Source organism: Chryseobacterium salviniae (genome assembly GCF_035819015.1).
GTDB classification, from domain to species: Bacteria; Bacteroidota; Bacteroidia; order Flavobacteriales; family Weeksellaceae; genus Chryseobacterium; species Chryseobacterium salviniae.
Map to the genome: position 1 here is coordinate 113,783 of NZ_JAYLAA010000018.1, position 17,118 is coordinate 130,900.

The window sequence follows — 17,118 nt, forward strand, 5'->3', positions numbered from 1 at the left end:
TTTATGATACAAAGTTCCGTATTGTTTCCATTTTTTCGTTGTGGAATTTTGGGAATGATTTGTAAGATTTACTTAGACCTTATCCAAAGGTTTTCTTTTATCCTCTCGTATTCGCTTGAAATAACTTGGGGTAAGTCCTGTTACCTTTTTGAATTGGTTGCTTAAATAGGCTACACTTGAGTAATTTAAACGGAAAGCAATTTCACTCAAAGATAGTTCATCATATACCAATAATTCTTTTACCTTCTCTATTTTTTGGGCAATAAAATATTTTTCGATAGTAGTGCCTTCAATTTCTGAAAATAAATTAGAGAGATAATTATAGTCGTGGTGTATCTTGCTATTTAAAACATCCGACAAATTGTATTTTGTTTCGCCATCCTGATGATGAACGAGGTCAATAATAATATTTTTTATTTTTTCTATAATTCGGCTTTTTTTATCATCTATTAATTCAAAACCTAATACAGTCAGTGCTTGCACTAAATTGGTTTTAACGTTTTCAGCTAATTCTTTATCCAAGGTAACTTCTCCCAGCTTTATATTTTTCACAGTCAATCCAAGCTTCTCCAATTCATTCTGCACTACCATAATACAACGGTTGCAAACCATATTTTTTATAAAGAGTGTTGTCATATATTTTGTGCTTTATTTGAAATTAGCTTAAAATAAGCTCTATAAAATTACAATTAATATTTTCTTGTAATTGTAGAACAGTTGTCAATTGATGTATTTATCCACTGCGTTGTCCAATTCTTCATTTTTAATATTGCTTAAATTTATATCTGCCAAATGGAAAACTGGTCAAGTAGTTTGCTGACTTTCTTTATATCATTTCTTTATTCAAAGCATCAATGAGCATTTTGGTCATAATATTTCTTCTTTAGCCACAAACTTGCACGTACCAATAATATCAGTACAGGAACTTCCACCAATGGGCCGATAACGCCCACAAATGCCTGTGGCGAATGAATACCGAAAACCGATATTGCTACGGCTATTGCCAATTCAAAATTGTTTCCTGTGGCTGTAAATGCGATGGATGCGTTTTTATCGTAAGGAACTTTAAGAGATTTATTGATAAAGAAGCTCACGAAAAACATAAGTATAAAATAGATGATTAACGGTATTGCTACTTTTACTACATCCATTGGCAACTCTACTATTTTATCGCCTTTCAGACTGAACATCAATACTATAGTAAACAGTAAAGCATACAATGTAATGGGCGATATTTTGGGTACAAATTTCCGGTTATACCATTCTATACCTTTTGATTTTACAAGGATGTATCGGCTTAAAAAACCTGCCAAGAAAGGAATACCTAAATATATCAATACGCTTTCGGTAACATCTTTCATTGATACGCTTACATTGAAATTGGCTAATACTAATTTTGCAGGTAATACGTTGATGAATAACCATACTAAAAAACTGTAAGTAAATATCTGGAAGATACTGTTTAATGCAACTAACATAGCTGTATATTCTCTGTTTGCTTTAGCTAAATCACTCCAAACGATTACCATTGCGATACATCTTGCCAAACCTATCAGTATCAAACCTGTCATATAATCGGGTTCATTCCTTAAAAATAAAACGGCTAACCCGAACATTAGCACTGTACCGATAACCCAATTCAGCAATAAGGATATACCAATTACTTTTTTATCCTTAAACGCCATAGGCAATAATGAATAATCAACCTTTGCTAATGGCGGATACATCATCAATATTAAACCTATTGCCAACGGAATATTTGTAGTGCCTACGGATAGCGCATTTGTAATTTTTGAAATACCGGGAAAAATATATCCCAATCCTATACCTACTGCCATTGCAAGGAATATCCATAAGGTAAGGTATCTGTCTAAGAATTTTAGTTTTGGTTGCATCGGCTACATTTTAATCATTGAAAAAACATAGAACATTTCCGTTGCTATCTGTAAACTTCTATCAGCATAGACCTTTGATTGTTCCGGTGTATTGTCTGAAATTTTAGGGTCTTCAAATGTGATAGGTATTCTCTTTTCTGCTCCTGCAATAAAAGGGCATCCGCCGTCTGCCTGTGAACAGGTCATAATAGCTGCAAACGCTGATACAGGATTGAAAGGGCTATCATATTTTTTGGAGAAACCAACAATCGGCAAAGAATTATCACTATACTTTATGGCATATACAGGATTGTCGGTATCTGCTATTTTGAAAATACTTAATCCCTGATGTGTCAATGCTTCTGCCACTTTCGGGAATAATGCCGTTTCTTCTGTACCACCCGAATAACAATGTACCTTTGGGATAACATAGTGTGCTGCTGCTACCTGTGCCCAAACCTGCGATAAATGGCTTCTTCGGGAATTGTGGGTACAAATGAAGTTGATACTTATTTCCTGACTATTGTTTACTTTTTGCTGTACAAAATCTATCAGTGGTCGTAATATATTTTTGCGTTCTTCACTGATGTTTTGAAAAGTAGTAACATTGTTTATTGTTTCAACTAAATTCTTATACATTTTGATTGATTTAAAGGGTTTAACAACATCCTGAATTAGGTGTGCAGGAAGCATTATTCAACGCTGATAATTTTATTTTTTGCTTTTCGACAGGAATACCGCAAGCATCCTGAGCAAGACAAGCTGTTGTTTTACTTTTCAGTACGAATGTTTTTCCGTTGAAATCCAAATCATATTTCCCGATAGTATCAATTTGATATTCTACTTCAATTTCGGCATCTTCCATACCTAATTTTTCTTCGGATAGTTTGATGATATTTAATAGTTTGGTTGGCTTCAATCTATGTTCGTAATCGTCAGCATTCCATAATTGGAAATTGACAACTTTTTCATTGCGGATTACACCACCACAATCAATAAAAATTTTATTGATTTGCCCAACTTCGGTAACGTGGAAATGTTCGGGAACAAACGTTCCGTTCTCTAATTGAAATTCAACATGCTCTAATGTTGGTAAGATTTCTTTGATTTTTGATAGTTTCATAATTTCATTATTTAATTGTTATATTGCATTATTACGATTGATTTGGTTAAAATAAATGCTTAGCAACATTTATCAATACCTATATCGTCAACAAAGAAAGTATTGAGTTCCTTCTTAATCTGCTGCCAGACATTTTCATCAATGCAGTAGCATACACTGGTTCCCTCTATATTTCCTTTGATAATACCAATGTTTTTTAGTTCTTTCAAATGCTGCGAAATGGTAGCTTGTGCCAATCCCAATTCCTCTACCAAGTCATTACAAATACAGGCATTTTGTTTAATGATATATTGCAGGATAGCTATGCGTGCAGGATGAGCCAATGCCTTTAGCGAAGTTGCTAAACGGTTCTGCTGTTCCGTGTATATTTCAGTTTTTGTAACTCCCATTTTTATCAAAAATTATACATCGCAATATTACGATTAATATTTTAACTACCAAAATTGTTTAAAAAAATATTTAGTGAAGTTTACCCCTGTTGCACCAAATGTTGCAAATTCGGATCATTTTTTTTATCCGCTCTTTTTCATTTTCAATAATATTTACAATGTTTATTTTTATCTGGCGGTAATTCAGTAAAGATATCCTGTTGTTGATTTCCGGGCAATGATGGCGGTTGCTTTTAGGGTTGGTTTTGTTGGATGTCCTTTCAAAGCCACTTCGCTTTTTTGCAAAACGCAATTCCAAAGTCTAAAGTCCTACGTTTTTCCGAACAAAAAAGCTTTGAGGGGATGTCAGGTTCTCTTCCCTTTTTTAATTTGACGGAATGTATTGTGAACTCTGCTGTAGCTTTCCCTGCAAACTGTATAAAAAGGATTATACTAGTCATCAACCTGCATAAAATAAATACAGCTTTAAATTCATACCTGTGTAAATAAGATACAGATCATCATCATAAAATAGAATCATGCCGATCATCAAACCTGCGTAATACACATACAGCTGGAGTTCATACCTGCGTAAATCATATACAGGTCACCTGCTTAAGATAAGTACAGGTCAAAATCCTTACGATTTGATCTACAATACGATAGATAAATTATCACTTTGAAAGGATTTATTATTTACTTTCGTATGCTCAGACTTCACTTCCACACATTTCCAATAAAAACAATAAAAGAATCAAAACTGCTGATTATCAATACTATTAATCGTTTTTCAGAACTCCGAAAAATAAGCGGCTTTTTTTGAGCAAGATGTGTCTTTGTACCCACAAATTTTTGCAAATTTTCGAGTACAAAGACGATCTTGCCTTTTCTGCAAAAAGGAGAAAAAACGGCGGAACTTGTTTTTTTATGTTAGGTGAAATTTAAGTTAAGATTCCAAACTAATCCAATTTATTCTTTTTTAATCTTTATAGATTTTAGACTCATCCAGAGTATTCTTAATTAGCCCAACTCCCATCAAAACTATTGTTTTAGAGGTTTTTATGATACAACTTTGCCGTAGAAATTTTATCAAAAATGAAAAAATCATTTAACCTTTTAATATTTGTTTTTGCAATTATCGTTAAAGCTCAGGTTGGAGTTAATACGCAGACACCCGCAGCAACTTTGGATATTGTCGGCAAACCAGATCTGCCCAATCACTTTGATGGCATAATTCCCCCAAGAATTACAGGTGATCAACTTGCAAATAAAACTTATTCAGTATTGCAAAAAGGTGCCATTGTTTACGTGACTCAACCTGCATCAAATCTTTTGGGTCAAGTCATTCATATTGTTGAAGAAGGGTACTACTATTTCAATGGTATGTTTTGGAATCAGATGTTTAAGGAGCCTACTTATTACGATGCTCTTATTGTATTGGACGAAACACTTTCTGCAAATACTATTTCTGAACAATCCTCGTGGAACACATACCTTCCTTTTCCTACAAATCCTCGTCAGCATACATTATCTACAAAAATATATAGATTAGGAACATCAGGTCTAGGAATAACTGGGCAAATCGATGCGCGGCGAATAGGAACAATTGGCTATTTAGATGTCAGTATAATTTGTTCAACACCTATCACTTCAAGCTACGTAATACTGAATCTTTCAAAACCATTACGGGATTTAGGTTTTATGTCGGATGGCAGTGTGGGTTCACTGAGCAATATTTTAGTAAGTGGGAACTCAAATGGAATTAGTTCAGGAGTAGAGCAGGGCATTATTTCATTAACGAACGTTGATTTCAATCTACTTCTTTGGAAAAATCAAATCGAAAAATTTACCGGTACCATAAAGGGCATGACCACTTTTCCGATTAATTATCTGAATGTAATTGAATGATAAATAAGACGGATATTAAGAAGAAACATTACATTAAAATAAGGATTTCCATCATCCAAAAAGAAAAGTGGAAAAAAGCCTGTTCAGAAAAAAAAATCTCTTTAACAAGTCTAATTGTTAATTCTGTTGAAAATAGGCTTATGGACAACGAGAGAAGAAAAGTATTAGCGTTCATAGAAAAGCAGGATAACATATTCGGAAAGATTGAAAACAATATCAATCAGGTAGCAAAAATAGCAAATAGTCAAAAGTTTATCAGCGAAAATGAAATCAGAAAATTTTCGAATAAGTTATCAGAGATCATAATTCTGAAGAAAGAACAGAACGAAATGTTTACAAAAATCTACGCAATGCTATCAAGATGATTGTTAAGATTATGGATCCGGCAGGTCCCAGTTTTCCAGGAGTTCATTATAACGATAAGAAAATTGACAAAGGAACCGGAGAATTAATGCTGATGAAAAATTTTCCTTCCTTCATTAACGAATCAAGCAGCAAGGAGGAAGTAAGAAACTATTTGAGAGCTATTTCGATTGGAAACAAAAAAGTATTAAAGCCTCAATTTCATGCGATGATCTCTACGAAATTTCAAGGACATTCGAAAGAAGAGCTAACTAAGATCGCTGAGAATTTTATGGATGAAATGAAATATGGAGGACAGCCTTTCATTGTAGTTTTTCATAGTGACACCGATAATAATCACGCTCATATAGTTACTACAAGAGTCGATAAACAGACAGGGAAAAAGATCAATGATAGTTATGAAAGGCTTAAAGCCCAAAAAGCTTTAAGCGTTACAATTGAAAAATTGTATGGTCAGAAACCGGAAGAAGAACTTGGCAAACTGTTGAACTATAAAATAAGTTCGCTCAATCAGTTGGAAACTTTACTCAGCAGAAATGGTTATAAGATAGGCAAAAACACAGATGATATAAATTCTTTTAACATTTTAAAAAACGGAGTAATACAGCAAACACTTTCAGGAAATCAGATTGTTTTTGATAACAGTAAAAATGATAAAAGGGCAAAGCAGATCAAAGCCATATTAAGCAAATACAAACAATTGTATTCCACCAAGGTTTTCAAGGTGGAAGATGACAGAAAAAAGGAGTCAATGCTCCCAAAAGAAAAATTACGAGAAAATAATTTAAAAATAAAAATCAGTTTTGAAAGTGAACTCCAAAAGAAGCTGAAAGATGTTTTCGGGATCGATGTGGTTTTCCATCATAAAGAAGATAAAAATCCTTTTGGCTACACCGTGATCGACCATAAAACAGGAAAAGTCTATAAAGGAAGTGATCTACTGAAAATGAATGAAGTGTTTGAATTTACTTCTGACAAGCTAGATAAGAAGACTTTTGAAATCCTGAAAGATTATAATATTCCGAACCAGGAATCAAAAAAAATATTGCTTGAATTTTTAAATAAAAAATATCCGGAAATAGAGATCAAGGGCTTTATGCTTTTTGAAAACCGAGGAAAGAAAGATTTGGAAACCTATCGAAAAGTTCAGTTTGAAGTCAAAAGTTTCATTAAAAATCAAAAAAACACAAATGATGAAAAAAAGGATATTTCCATAACCAGGGCTGAAGACGGAAAGCTGTATGCGGTTCATACTCGGTTCCATTATATCGGAGAGCTCCAATCATTAATTGGGGAAAAGGAGTATCAAAAATTTCTGAATCCGACAGGCGTAAATGAAGTGCAGGCAGAAAACCGGACTGAAAATAATGAGAAAACAAAATTAAACAAAGCAGTTGATGAACTGCTGTTTGAGTTGATGAAAAGTTCAGGAACTGCAAAAGACCCTGTCGAAAATGAGCTCAAAAAAAGACGAAAAAAAAGACGATAAAATGATGGTTGTCGGCTGATATAAAAATCATCTTCGGTCCAACAACAATCAGTTAGAAACATAAACTAAATCCAATGATCATAACATTTGCTACACAAAAAGGAGGAACCGGAAAAACAACTTTAGCCATCGCTTTTGCCAATTACATTTCGGCAATTTCGGAAAGGAAAATCAATGTTTTTGATTTTGATTATCAGAAATCATTTTACTACAAATGGAAAGATGATGAATTATCGGAAAGTCCGAAATTGTATGAAGTGGAAATTATTGGCGATGATGACCAACAGCCATTTTCAGACTTTGAGACCCTCATTAATTTAAAAGATAGCGATGACATCAACCTTTTTGACTTGGCAGGAACACTCGATGCAAAATATAGCGATCTGCTCATTTACAGTGATTTTATCGTGATCCCGTTTGAGTATTCAGATGTTTCTGTCAAGTCCACATTGGTCTTTATCAATATGCTGGGACTATTGGAAAGTGAGGCTGAAAGAGTATTTATCCGTTCCAAGTATGATAAAGGCTACAAGTATCTGAATCAGGAAGGAATGGACATTGAGCTGAAAAAATTCGGATTGCTACTGGAAAATCCTGTATTCAAAAAAAACTGTCTACAAAAGATTGATACCAGAAAGCTGACCTACGAACAAAAATATGGGGTAAGAAAATCTTTCGATGAATTGATAGAATATATTAATCAAACATTGAAGATCACCCTTTGAAATAAAAAATATACCTAAGTATTAATCTCTATAACCTCAGTAAAAATGATAAAAATCTCGCTTTGCATCTTGGCTGTTTATCTGACGTATTACGCCGGAAATATTTTATACGATCTGTTTCTGAAAAAAGAAAAAGAAATCTATAAAGAAGAGACGGAGGAATTTTCATTGTCCGAAATTTCTGAACAGTACGAAGATCTTACTGCAACTATAGGGATTGAAGATGTAGAAAATCTCAACACTCCCAAGTCCTTTAATAAAAATGCAATCCATTCTGATATCACTGAAGGAAACGAAGAACGACAAGATCTGGAGTATTTGAGGGAAATATTTGAATCTGAACAAGATCTGGATGAACCGGGCATTGCACTAAAAAAAGATTCCACGGAAATCGAAAACCAATCACATCCTGAAAAAGCTGAAACAATCGAAGTAGATTTTGACCAGACGGAAAAAATATCAGCCGAAAAGGAAAATCAGAAACCTAACGAAGTGATTCGCGAAAACCCAATCACAGTTAGTGCAGACCAGGAAACTTCCAGAATAAAAGAATGGAAGGCGATGCTTAATCTTTCTGAAACCCTGGTTCAAATGGTTGTGAACTACGACGGATACAAAGTTTATCAATCCACGATGTAGTTAGCCAACTTAAACAAAATCTAACGTACTGAATATTAGACTTAACAGCGGATTTACATTCGTTGTCCGGGACTTCCATGCCCAAAATTTAACACTCAAATGATTATTAACCCTTTATAAAATTTTTGAATTATGATGAAAAATTATTTCACAAAAAACGTGACAACAAAAAAAGTTTTAACCCTAGCCTTGGCACTTATGGCGATAACTCCCGCATTTGCCCAAGGTGGAGCAACGGCAATCTCGAATGCAGCAAGTGATATCACTGATTATTGGGATCCGGTCAAGCTGATCTTGAAAGCAGTAGGAGGATTGGTCGGTTTTATCGGAGGTCTCCGAGTGTATAACAAATGGACCAATGGTGATCAGGATGTCAACAAAGAGATCCTTGGTTATGGAGGAGCAATGATTTTCTTGATTGTCGTTCCTGAATTCGTAACAGCATTCTTTGCCTAATATGGGATTCTACCTTTATAAGGGGCTCAAAAAGCCCCTTGTATTCTTCGGACTCAAAGGAAAATACATCTTTTATGCAGTCGGCGTCATCGGAGGCGGGGTCATATCAGCATTGGTACTCTCAAAGTTCGGTCTCTTAGGCTCTTTATTGGGTCTTGCAGTCACCGCAGGCGGAGTTTATCTCATCTTCAGAAGACAGGACAAATATGGTTTGTATGACAAAACCAAAAACTTCGATCAGATCTTAATTTTTCCAAAAAGGTTACATAATAATAAACTTTTAAAGAATGGCAACAATAAAAAAACAAGCCTTTAGCATCCCATTTATTGGATATGATCAGGGAAAAGATTTCAATTGGGATTTTGATGTTCTTTTCGGACAGTACGGGAATCCTATTATCGGGATCAAAATAAAAAATATTGTTGAGCAATATTCGGCAGACCCGGATAGCTATCTCAATTTCCACACGGTTTTAAATCAGGTGGTATCAATCATTGGAGAAGGAAGAATTGTTCAGAAGCTCGATATCTTTTCCAAGAAGAAATATGCTGCCGAGCAATCCAACCAATTTCTACAACAAAAATATTCGGAGCATTTTGAGGGCAGACTTTTCAAAACTATTGAGACCGTACTTCTCTTTACTGATATTGTAGATGATAAGCTGAAAAAGAAAATGAAGCATTATCATTTTTCTGATAAAAGCTATAAGGAACTACGGGATAAATGCCAGAAAGTTTTGATGCTATTAAAACAGAACAATTGTGAACCTGAGTTTTTATTTGAGAAAGATTTTGAGTACTACATTTCCGGGGTTCTATCGATGCAGTTTTCCGAATCTCCAACATTTGATAATATAAAGAGTACCAACGAATTTTTACAAATAGGAAAAAGGTTTGTAAAAAACATCTCTTACGTGGATGTCGAAAACATCGATTTACCATCGGAAATTGAACCTTATTCTATTCTCGGCGGCAATGGTGCCGCAGCAGAAACAGCAGTAGATAATTTTAGTTTTATCAATGAACTGGAAGACTACGAAACGATTGTCTACAATCAGATCATTACCATTCCGCTTCAGGCACAACAGCAAAGGGAGCTTGATAAAAAAAAGAAAAAGCACGAAGGAGCAGCCAATAATTCTCCTTCCAATGCGATCATAGCAGATGAAATTCAGACCCTGCTTCATAATATAGCGATTGATGGACAGCTCGTTGTGAATGCCCATTTTTCCATCCTTTTTTCAGCACAGACATTGGAAAAAATGGAGAACATTCAGTCGATGATTGAAAATAAGCTTTTTACGAAAGGAATCATCGTTTCTAAAAATGCCTACAACCAATTGGAACTCTGGCGAGCAGCCATTCCGGGCAATGGAACAGAACTGAGGGAATACGATTTATTTATGACGACAAGCGAAGCGGCCTTGTGTTTTTTTTTTAAAGAAAGTTACCCGGTCAATGAAGAATCCAATTTCTATTTAAGATTTACCGATAGACAAGGCGTTCCGCTAAAAGTAGATCCTTCGGATTTACCGATGAAAACCGGAAGAATTAATAACAGAAATAAGTTCGTTCTCGGACCTAGTGGGTCAGGCAAAAGTTTTTTGATGAACAATATTATCGAGCAGTATTTGACCTGCAATTATGATGTAGTGATTGTTGATACAGGAGATTCTTATTCGGGAACCTGCAAATATAAGGGAGGAAGATACATCCAATACACCGAAGAAAAACCGATTACTATGAATCCTTTTCTGATGGATAAGAAAGAATTTAACATTGAGAAAATTGAATTTTTAACCAACCTGATCTTCCTTATCTGGCAAGGTCCGGATTCTTCAATGTCATCCGCACAAAAATCCATTTTAGACAATGTGTTGATGTCGTATTACCATCAGTATTTCAACTCAGGAACACAGTGGTATGAAAATAAAACTTCTGAAGAACTCATTCTCTATCTGAGTAAATATAACATACACGAAGATGATCTTTTTTATGAATATGAAAACGAAGCCAAAGGACAGCATACTTACTATGACATTTTGGGAATTACTTTCGATGCCAGTTCCGATGAAATAAAGGAAGCGGGAAGAAAATTATTGAAATTTTATCATCCCGACAAGAATATCAATAACCCGGAATATGAAAGCGAAAATTTCTATAAAGTTTATGAAGCGTATGACACTCTGAACGATGAAGAAAGAAGGAAAATATATAATGAGACGCAGTTGATTTTAATCAAGTCGAACGATATCATCAAGCAGCCTGGATCAGCTGAAGAATGGAACGAATCCTTTAGAAAAGCGATCATCAGGAAAATCAAAGAACTGGAAGAAAAGCTGGTCGTAACTGAACTTTCGTTCAATGGGTTTTATGATTATTGCGATCAATTTCTTCCTATCTACCTGAATAATAAGAAACATAATATTATAGAGAAAGAGTTTAATCTGCGCACCTTTTTATTTGTACTGAAAGATTTTTACAAAGGCGGAAGGTACGGAACGACTTTAAATGAAAGTGCAGACAATACGCTTTTTGATGAAACATTCATCGTTTTTGAAATTGACAACGTAAAAGATAATCCCAAACTCTTTCCGATCGTGACGCTCATTATTATGGATACTTTCATTCAGAAAATGAGGCTTAGACAAGAGCGTAGAAAAGCCTTAATAATTGAGGAAGCGTGGAAGGCAATTGCAAGTAAATTAATGGGTGGATACATTCTCTATTTATACAAAACAGTAAGAAAGTTCTGGGGTGAAGCTGTGGTTGTAACTCAGGAACTGGACGATATTATTGGAAATGCTGTGGTAAAAGATTCCATCATCAATAATTCCGACACTTTTATTTTGTTGGATCAGACGAAGTTCAAAGATAATTTCGACAAAATCGCATCATTGCTTTCGCTCAATAAAGTAGAGCAAAACAAGATTTTCACCATCAATAATCTGAACAACAAATTCGGGAGAAGCCGATTCAAAGAATTTTATCTGAAAAGAGGTTCAAAAGGCGAAGTCTATGGAAATGAAGTGTCCTTGGAGCAGTATTTAACCTACACTACAGAAAAGCCTGAAAAATCAGCTGTTGAATATTATGTTCAGAAATACGGAAACTATGATGAAGCATTACGCAGGTTAGTCGGTGATTTGAAAACCTTTGGAGATAGCCTCGAAAACTTTGTATCACTCGTGAATTTATATCAAAATCCTTTGGATCAAAAAATCAATTCTTTTTACAGAATGATGAAAAATGAACACAAAGGAAGGAATGTTTTCAAAATCATCTCTCAGGAATTAGAAGACCGAAATCTCAGCTTTTTAGAATTAATCAACCAAAAACAAGAGCTATATGAAAAAATTTAGTCTCAAAATAGCAATGCTGCTTTTCCCACTTTGGGGGACAATGGGATTCGCTCAAAACACTTACATCGACCCAACGGTAACGGCAGCAATGATTCTCTATTCAGAAAATCTAAAAGCCAAACAGAATGAAGTCATCGAAGAAACTTCAAAATTAAAGGACGCACAAACTTGGGTGGGAACTAAAATGGTGGTCGCCAATGATATTCAGAATAAAATACTGAAGGGATTAAAAGAAGTTTCAGGGACATTACAAAACGGAATTCAGGCACAGGAAATCTATTCTGAACTCAATAAATGCTACAATTATTCATCACAAGTGGTACAATTAGCATCACAGCAACCTGAGTATGCGATATTCGGTGTGAAGGCTTCGCAGAAAACCTACGAGCAAAGTCTAAAAATTGTTACCGATGTATCAGATATTCTCGCATCTGGAGAACTTAATCTTGCTACCGCAGGAGATCGATACAAAATTCTTCATAATATTTCCGAGAATGTAAAAAATCTGAAACTGTGGCTTTTGGCGATTAAGTTAAGACTTGAAAAAGCCAATCGATTGGGATTTTGGAATTCCATTAATCCATTTGCAGGATACATCAATACAGACAAAGGTATTGTTGAAAACATAATGAACAGATATAAACGGAATTTTTAAAAATCATACGATGAAGAAAGTTTTTCAAATTCTACTGATTCCAATGGTTTATATCGTGCTGACTTCTTCCGGCGGTGGTTCTACACCGGCTTGGCAGCAGGAAAACGTTTCCTTTCCGATGATGGATATTGTAATTAATGCGACGATGAAAGAACACGACAGACAAAAAGAAATGCGGCAAAAACAAATAGCCAATACCACCGTAGAAACAGCCAACAGAGCCCAATGGAATCAATTCAAGGAAAAGATTACAAAGATACAAGATCGGCTTAGGATTGTTTCATTTGCTATTCAGGCTGTACCGACCGGAATAGCAATGAGCAGGGAAATAACGAAAATAACAAACAATCAATCCGCCATTATCAATGAAATAAACGATGCTCCTTATTCAATTATTGCGGTATTGCCTTCTCAGGTTCAGTTTGTTGATGACCTGCAAATGGTAACACGGCTAATAACAGGGATCATTTTGTCTTACGGAGCTATTAACCAAATGGAAAAATCAGAACGTAAAGTATTATTAGACTATGCTTTAGATGAAGTAAAAGCAATAAGCAGAAATTCTACTCATATGCTTTTGAAAATTAGAGATATCAAAGCCAAAGTAAAACGTAATAAAAGAGCCTTTCAATATTATGTCAATAGAGATAAGCAAGTAGTTGAAAGCATAATGGATAACATCAAATCTTTCTAAAATGAAATCAAAGATTCGCAAATTCTATAGCAAAAAAGTAATAATGATATGAGCAAAAAAATATTTCTTTCCGGAGTTTTATTCTTCTCCGTTGCATCGGTAAAAAGCCAGCAAATAGTCATTAATGATAAACTCCTTTCGCAGATCACCGTAAATCACGGTGTTCGATTGGGAAGCGAACAAGCTTTTTTGGATTCCTATGAAAAGCAAAAAGAATTGTATGATGACATCAACAATAAAATCACGCAGATCATAGCCATTCAGGAGTATATCTATCAACAACTGAAAAATGTGAATTCAGCTTTGACCCAGAGCAAGAAACTTATTTATCTCTATCAATATTTAGGTAAAATAGTGACGAACTCCAATAAAATGCTGGATCTATCAGCGCAGCATCCTGAATATTCCGTACTCATTTCAAAATATTATGTTGAAATAGGCAAGCAGACGATGAAGCTTCAGCAGGAAGTTACCCAGGATATTCTCAATGAAGACAAAGATTTTCTGATGGATGCAATGGATAGGGAAATGCTTATTGAAAAGATATTTACCCGTGTCAGAAATATCAACGGAAATATTCTGTACATCAATTTACGGTTAGAGAATGCCAAGAAAATCCCTTATCTGTATCAGGTTCAGGTTCTCCGCAATTACATCAATATAGACAAAGCCATTGTTGGCGACATCATCACTAAATACCATTACCTCTTTAATTAAAAAATTATGGGAAATCTACTAAAAAAAATCAGTCTATTTCAGTTGCTCTTTTTTACAGCCACTGTGTTTGGACAATTGAGTGTAAAGAGATTGAATGACCCTTCCATTGTTGCTCAACATAAAAGAATTGTCTTTCAAGATTGGGGAGATTGGAGACCATATCCAAAATATTTTTTGGGAATCCAAACCAATTTTGCCTACGCAACAGTCTGGGGAATATGGGCTCCAAAGATCAACAGGGATTATAAAGACGGTGAAGATATTCGACCATTAAAACCTACAGGGGTGCAAAATCAGAGATTCGCCCAGTTAAAATTTCAGGAGGAAGAAGCAAAAAAAATAAAAGCAGCTTCAGATACCATTCATAAAAGAAGTGTTCAGGATTTTGCCCATTGGACGTCCGCTACTGTTGATGCCGATCCTCTTTGGCTTTTGTATTACAAACGAATGTTAAAACCAATTACCGAATTCCCCGACCATCCACAAAATTTTATTGAATGGAGATTGAAAGACCAACAAACGTTTGAAACGCTCAATACGACAGGAACCATTAGAAGGCTTAAGGAAGAGCTGGATCTCATCAAAGAAAAATACGCAATGTCCAGAAGTATGGATATGCCAAGAGGAAAACGGTTCATTATGTACCACGAAACCCTTATTAAATGGAGAAAATTTGTGCGAGAGTTAAGGGATTACAATAACAAGACAACACTTCTTACAGATTACAAAAATATTTTAAAGAACCATTCAAATTATGCTTTGCCACCTGGTTGGACACCCGCTTCAGACCAGCAAATTGTTCAAAATTTGATGAATCATTATAAACACCGATTTTAAAAATGAATAAAACGATAACATTAACTTTTTGCTTATTAACAATTCTTTTACCTGTTATGGGTTTCGCCCAGACAGACGGTGATTACAGCAATCTACTCCAATTTTTAAAGGGAGATGGTGCCTTTGAAAAGTGGTTTATGGAAGTTTTTACAAAACTGGACAACAGTGTGCAGGATAGCGCCGCCGGTTCAGCTTTGGTAGGAAAAGCAATAGGCGGTTTAGGCGCTCTGATGTACCTCGGGTACATGGGCTGGCAAATGGCTGCCGGAGACAGAGAATGGGAAATCACACCGATGCTGAAACCAATTCTTATTGGATTTACGCTTGTTTATTGGAGCGGATTTGTCAGTATGATTCAGGCACCATTTGAAGCCATTGCCGAGCCCGGAATATCAATTTTCAGCGAGATAGAATCAGAAGTTAACGACTTAAGGGTCGAGAGATTTAAGAAGCAGCAGCAATTACTCGATGCTGTCATCAAATTAAAGGCGGAAGAAGATGCCAAACAGGAAGTCATTGAGAATACTACTGAAGATGCGGATGATTCTTGGTATGACATCAGCGAAGGATTGGATAAACTCATTCAGCCCATCAAGGAATGGTCGATAAGAATGGAATTCCAAATGCAAAAATTAGTCGCGGAACTCATTGAGTTTGTTTGCCTGTCGATTCTACGCATTTGCGTGTATCTCATTTTCTTCATTCAGAAAATATGGTCTTACATTTTAATTATTTTGGGACCGATAGCTGTTGGAATGGCTCTTATTCCCGGATTTGAAAATTCATTATACAGTTGGGTCTCAAAATTCATCAACATTAATCTTTACACTTTTGTTGCCTACACGATCATCAACATCGGTCAGCAATTGATCGCTTCCGGTTATACAATGGAGATCGAAAGGTATGATACCTTATTATCCAATGGAACCATTACCAACTTAGACGCTTTAATGGTCTATGTGAGTAATTCGGGAATGATCTATAACCAGCTCTTTACCTGTGTTGCCTATGTTGTAACAGGTATCGGGGTTTTAATGACTCCAACTATTGCCGACAGTATTGTTTCAGCAGGAGGAGCCGGGGCGATGACGAAAATGAAAAGTGCCGCAGGAAAAATGGCAAGTAGTGCTAAAACAGCAATCTTGGCAGCTAAAACAGGAGGTGCTTCAGTAGCAGCAAGTGCAGCAGCAGGTTCCGCTTCGGGAAGGGTTAAGGAAGCGATGAAAAACGGAAAATAAATGTTTTACGCATGACCAACAACCTAACACTATCAACCAACAACTAAAATAAAGATGCTTATCAAAAATATAGAACAAAGAATCAAGATCAACAAGGTCATTTCATTATCTACCATTGCTTTTGCTGTTTTTATTGTCATAGCCGGATTTTTCTTTGCATACAGAATGATCGAGGATTCCAGAAAATCAATTTACATTTTAGACAATGGTGTTCCGGTTCTTGCCAAGCAGACAGATGTCCTGCTGAACCGACCTGTTGAATACAAAGCTCAAATTGAATTATTCCACCGATTGTTTTTCACGCTCGCACCAGATGATACCTATATCAAGGATAATATTCAAAAGTCATTGTATCTCATCGATGACAGCGGAAAAAAGGAATATACAAACCTAAAGGAAAAAGGTTTTTACAATCAGATCATTGCCTCCAGTTCGATGGTAAGTATTCATACTGATTCAATTGCACTCAATATGGAACAGAAGAAATTCTCTTTTTTCGGGAAACAGATGATCACACGAAAATCTTCTGTCATTACGAGGAAGCTCATCACCGAAGGTTTCTTTGAAGACATCATTAGAAGCCCCAATAATCCCCACGGTGTGATTCTTAAAAACTGGCGAATCATCAATAACGAAGAAATATCCAATCAAAATAAAAACTCTTATTAAA

The 17,118-nt window shown here is 35.4% G+C and carries 19 protein-coding genes; 14 read left to right on the forward strand and 5 right to left on the reverse strand.

What is annotated here, in order from left to right; all coding sequences use genetic code 11:
* Positions 1-72: 72 nt before the first annotated feature.
* From SOP96_RS04400 to SOP96_RS04420, 5 genes are all read right to left on the reverse strand, one after another.
* A complete protein-coding gene (locus SOP96_RS04400) occupies positions 73-636 on the reverse strand; it encodes a helix-turn-helix domain-containing protein (protein ID WP_028122606.1) in 564 nt (187 codons plus the stop codon).
* Positions 637-851: 215 nt separating this feature from the next.
* Complete coding sequence (gene arsB, locus SOP96_RS04405; RefSeq protein ID WP_034741357.1) at positions 852-1,895, reverse strand: ACR3 family arsenite efflux transporter; 1,044 nt, start codon at positions 1,893-1,895, stop codon at positions 852-854.
* A 3-nt stretch (positions 1,896-1,898) separates the two neighbouring features.
* Positions 1,899-2,513, reverse strand: a complete 615-nt coding sequence (locus tag SOP96_RS04410; RefSeq protein ID WP_034741354.1) for an arsenate-mycothiol transferase ArsC — start codon at positions 2,511-2,513, stop codon at positions 1,899-1,901.
* Positions 2,514-2,532: 19 nt separating this feature from the next.
* A complete protein-coding gene (locus SOP96_RS04415) occupies positions 2,533-2,997 on the reverse strand; it encodes a DUF6428 family protein (protein ID WP_028122608.1) in 465 nt (154 codons plus the stop codon).
* A gap of 59 nt (positions 2,998-3,056) precedes the next feature.
* A complete protein-coding gene (locus SOP96_RS04420; RefSeq protein WP_028122609.1) occupies positions 3,057-3,386 on the reverse strand; it encodes an ArsR/SmtB family transcription factor in 330 nt (109 codons plus the stop codon).
* 1,074 nt (positions 3,387-4,460) lie between these two features.
* Here SOP96_RS04420 and SOP96_RS04425 point away from each other — a divergent pair.
* The 14 genes from SOP96_RS04425 to traK all read left to right on the forward strand — a co-directional run bounded on the left by SOP96_RS04425 (position 4,461) and on the right by traK (position 17,117).
* Positions 4,461-5,273: a hypothetical protein gene (locus SOP96_RS04425; RefSeq protein ID WP_034741349.1), complete on the forward strand. Its 813-nt coding sequence runs from the start codon at positions 4,461-4,463 to the stop codon at positions 5,271-5,273.
* Positions 5,270-5,638 (forward strand): hypothetical protein, encoded by a 369-nt coding sequence (locus tag SOP96_RS04430; protein ID WP_084196481.1) that lies wholly within the window; start codon positions 5,270-5,272, stop codon positions 5,636-5,638. The genes SOP96_RS04425 and SOP96_RS04430 overlap by 4 nt, the downstream gene beginning before the upstream one ends.
* Positions 5,635-7,125 (forward strand): relaxase/mobilization nuclease domain-containing protein, encoded by a 1,491-nt coding sequence (locus SOP96_RS04435; RefSeq protein ID WP_074231891.1) that lies wholly within the window; start codon positions 5,635-5,637, stop codon positions 7,123-7,125. Before SOP96_RS04430 ends, SOP96_RS04435 begins: the two co-directional genes overlap by 4 nt.
* A gap of 74 nt (positions 7,126-7,199) precedes the next feature.
* Positions 7,200-7,850 carry a ParA family protein gene (locus tag SOP96_RS04440; protein WP_034741346.1) on the forward strand — a complete coding sequence of 217 codons (651 nt, stop codon included), beginning with the start codon at positions 7,200-7,202 and terminating at the stop codon, positions 7,848-7,850.
* Positions 7,851-7,895: 45 nt separating this feature from the next.
* The gene (locus SOP96_RS04445; RefSeq protein ID WP_123891965.1) at positions 7,896-8,489 is read left to right on the forward strand and encodes a hypothetical protein; all 594 of its coding nucleotides are present in this window, start codon (positions 7,896-7,898) and stop codon (positions 8,487-8,489) included.
* A gap of 135 nt (positions 8,490-8,624) precedes the next feature.
* A complete protein-coding gene (locus SOP96_RS04450; RefSeq protein ID WP_378086794.1) occupies positions 8,625-8,945 on the forward strand; it encodes a DUF4134 domain-containing protein in 321 nt (106 codons plus the stop codon).
* A gap of 1 nt (position 8,946) precedes the next feature.
* Positions 8,947-9,261 carry a DUF4133 domain-containing protein gene (locus SOP96_RS04455; protein ID WP_074231894.1) on the forward strand — a complete coding sequence of 105 codons (315 nt, stop codon included), beginning with the start codon at positions 8,947-8,949 and terminating at the stop codon, positions 9,259-9,261.
* On the forward strand, positions 9,233-12,307 hold the full coding sequence (locus tag SOP96_RS04460) for a TraG family conjugative transposon ATPase (RefSeq protein ID WP_185144411.1): 3,075 nt from the start codon (positions 9,233-9,235) through the stop codon (positions 12,305-12,307). The genes SOP96_RS04455 and SOP96_RS04460 overlap by 29 nt, the downstream gene beginning before the upstream one ends.
* Positions 12,294-12,962, forward strand: a complete 669-nt coding sequence (locus SOP96_RS04465; RefSeq protein WP_074231895.1) for a hypothetical protein — start codon at positions 12,294-12,296, stop codon at positions 12,960-12,962. The genes SOP96_RS04460 and SOP96_RS04465 overlap by 14 nt, the downstream gene beginning before the upstream one ends.
* Before the next feature lie 10 nt (positions 12,963-12,972).
* Positions 12,973-13,656, forward strand: a complete 684-nt coding sequence (locus SOP96_RS04470) for a hypothetical protein (RefSeq protein ID WP_074231896.1) — start codon at positions 12,973-12,975, stop codon at positions 13,654-13,656.
* 48 nt (positions 13,657-13,704) lie between these two features.
* Positions 13,705-14,373, forward strand: coding sequence for a hypothetical protein (locus SOP96_RS04475; RefSeq protein WP_074231897.1), 669 nt, complete (start codon positions 13,705-13,707; stop codon positions 14,371-14,373).
* Positions 14,374-14,379: 6 nt separating this feature from the next.
* Positions 14,380-15,210 carry a hypothetical protein gene (locus SOP96_RS04480; protein ID WP_034975929.1) on the forward strand — a complete coding sequence of 277 codons (831 nt, stop codon included), beginning with the start codon at positions 14,380-14,382 and terminating at the stop codon, positions 15,208-15,210.
* A gap of 2 nt (positions 15,211-15,212) precedes the next feature.
* Positions 15,213-16,448 (forward strand): hypothetical protein, encoded by a 1,236-nt coding sequence (locus SOP96_RS04485; protein WP_074231898.1) that lies wholly within the window; start codon positions 15,213-15,215, stop codon positions 16,446-16,448.
* A gap of 54 nt (positions 16,449-16,502) precedes the next feature.
* A complete protein-coding gene (gene traK / locus SOP96_RS04490; RefSeq protein WP_074231899.1) occupies positions 16,503-17,117 on the forward strand; it encodes a conjugative transposon protein TraK in 615 nt (204 codons plus the stop codon).
* The last annotated feature ends 1 nt before the right edge of the window (position 17,118 follow it).

Coding starts and splice junctions, on each gene's coding strand:
- SOP96_RS04400 (WP_028122606.1), bottom strand. CDS start 636: ATGACAACACTCTTTATAAAAAATATGGTTTGCAACCGTTGTATTATG.
- arsB (WP_034741357.1), bottom strand. CDS start 1,895: ATGCAACCAAAACTAAAATTCTTAGACAGATACCTTACCTTATGGATA.
- SOP96_RS04410 (WP_034741354.1), bottom strand. CDS start 2,513: ATGTATAAGAATTTAGTTGAAACAATAAACAATGTTACTACTTTTCAA.
- SOP96_RS04415 (WP_028122608.1), bottom strand. CDS start 2,997: ATGAAACTATCAAAAATCAAAGAAATCTTACCAACATTAGAGCATGTT.
- SOP96_RS04420 (WP_028122609.1), bottom strand. CDS start 3,386: ATGGGAGTTACAAAAACTGAAATATACACGGAACAGCAGAACCGTTTA.
- SOP96_RS04425 (WP_034741349.1), top strand. CDS start 4,461: ATGAAAAAATCATTTAACCTTTTAATATTTGTTTTTGCAATTATCGTT.
- SOP96_RS04430 (WP_084196481.1), top strand. CDS start 5,270: ATGATAAATAAGACGGATATTAAGAAGAAACATTACATTAAAATAAGG.
- SOP96_RS04435 (WP_074231891.1), top strand. CDS start 5,635: ATGATTGTTAAGATTATGGATCCGGCAGGTCCCAGTTTTCCAGGAGTT.
- SOP96_RS04440 (WP_034741346.1), top strand. CDS start 7,200: ATGATCATAACATTTGCTACACAAAAAGGAGGAACCGGAAAAACAACT.
- SOP96_RS04445 (WP_123891965.1), top strand. CDS start 7,896: ATGATAAAAATCTCGCTTTGCATCTTGGCTGTTTATCTGACGTATTAC.
- SOP96_RS04450 (WP_378086794.1), top strand. CDS start 8,625: ATGAAAAATTATTTCACAAAAAACGTGACAACAAAAAAAGTTTTAACC.
- SOP96_RS04455 (WP_074231894.1), top strand. CDS start 8,947: ATGGGATTCTACCTTTATAAGGGGCTCAAAAAGCCCCTTGTATTCTTC.
- SOP96_RS04460 (WP_185144411.1), top strand. CDS start 9,233: ATGGCAACAATAAAAAAACAAGCCTTTAGCATCCCATTTATTGGATAT.
- SOP96_RS04465 (WP_074231895.1), top strand. CDS start 12,294: ATGAAAAAATTTAGTCTCAAAATAGCAATGCTGCTTTTCCCACTTTGG.
- SOP96_RS04470 (WP_074231896.1), top strand. CDS start 12,973: ATGAAGAAAGTTTTTCAAATTCTACTGATTCCAATGGTTTATATCGTG.
- SOP96_RS04475 (WP_074231897.1), top strand. CDS start 13,705: ATGAGCAAAAAAATATTTCTTTCCGGAGTTTTATTCTTCTCCGTTGCA.
- SOP96_RS04480 (WP_034975929.1), top strand. CDS start 14,380: ATGGGAAATCTACTAAAAAAAATCAGTCTATTTCAGTTGCTCTTTTTT.
- SOP96_RS04485 (WP_074231898.1), top strand. CDS start 15,213: ATGAATAAAACGATAACATTAACTTTTTGCTTATTAACAATTCTTTTA.
- traK (WP_074231899.1), top strand. CDS start 16,503: ATGCTTATCAAAAATATAGAACAAAGAATCAAGATCAACAAGGTCATT.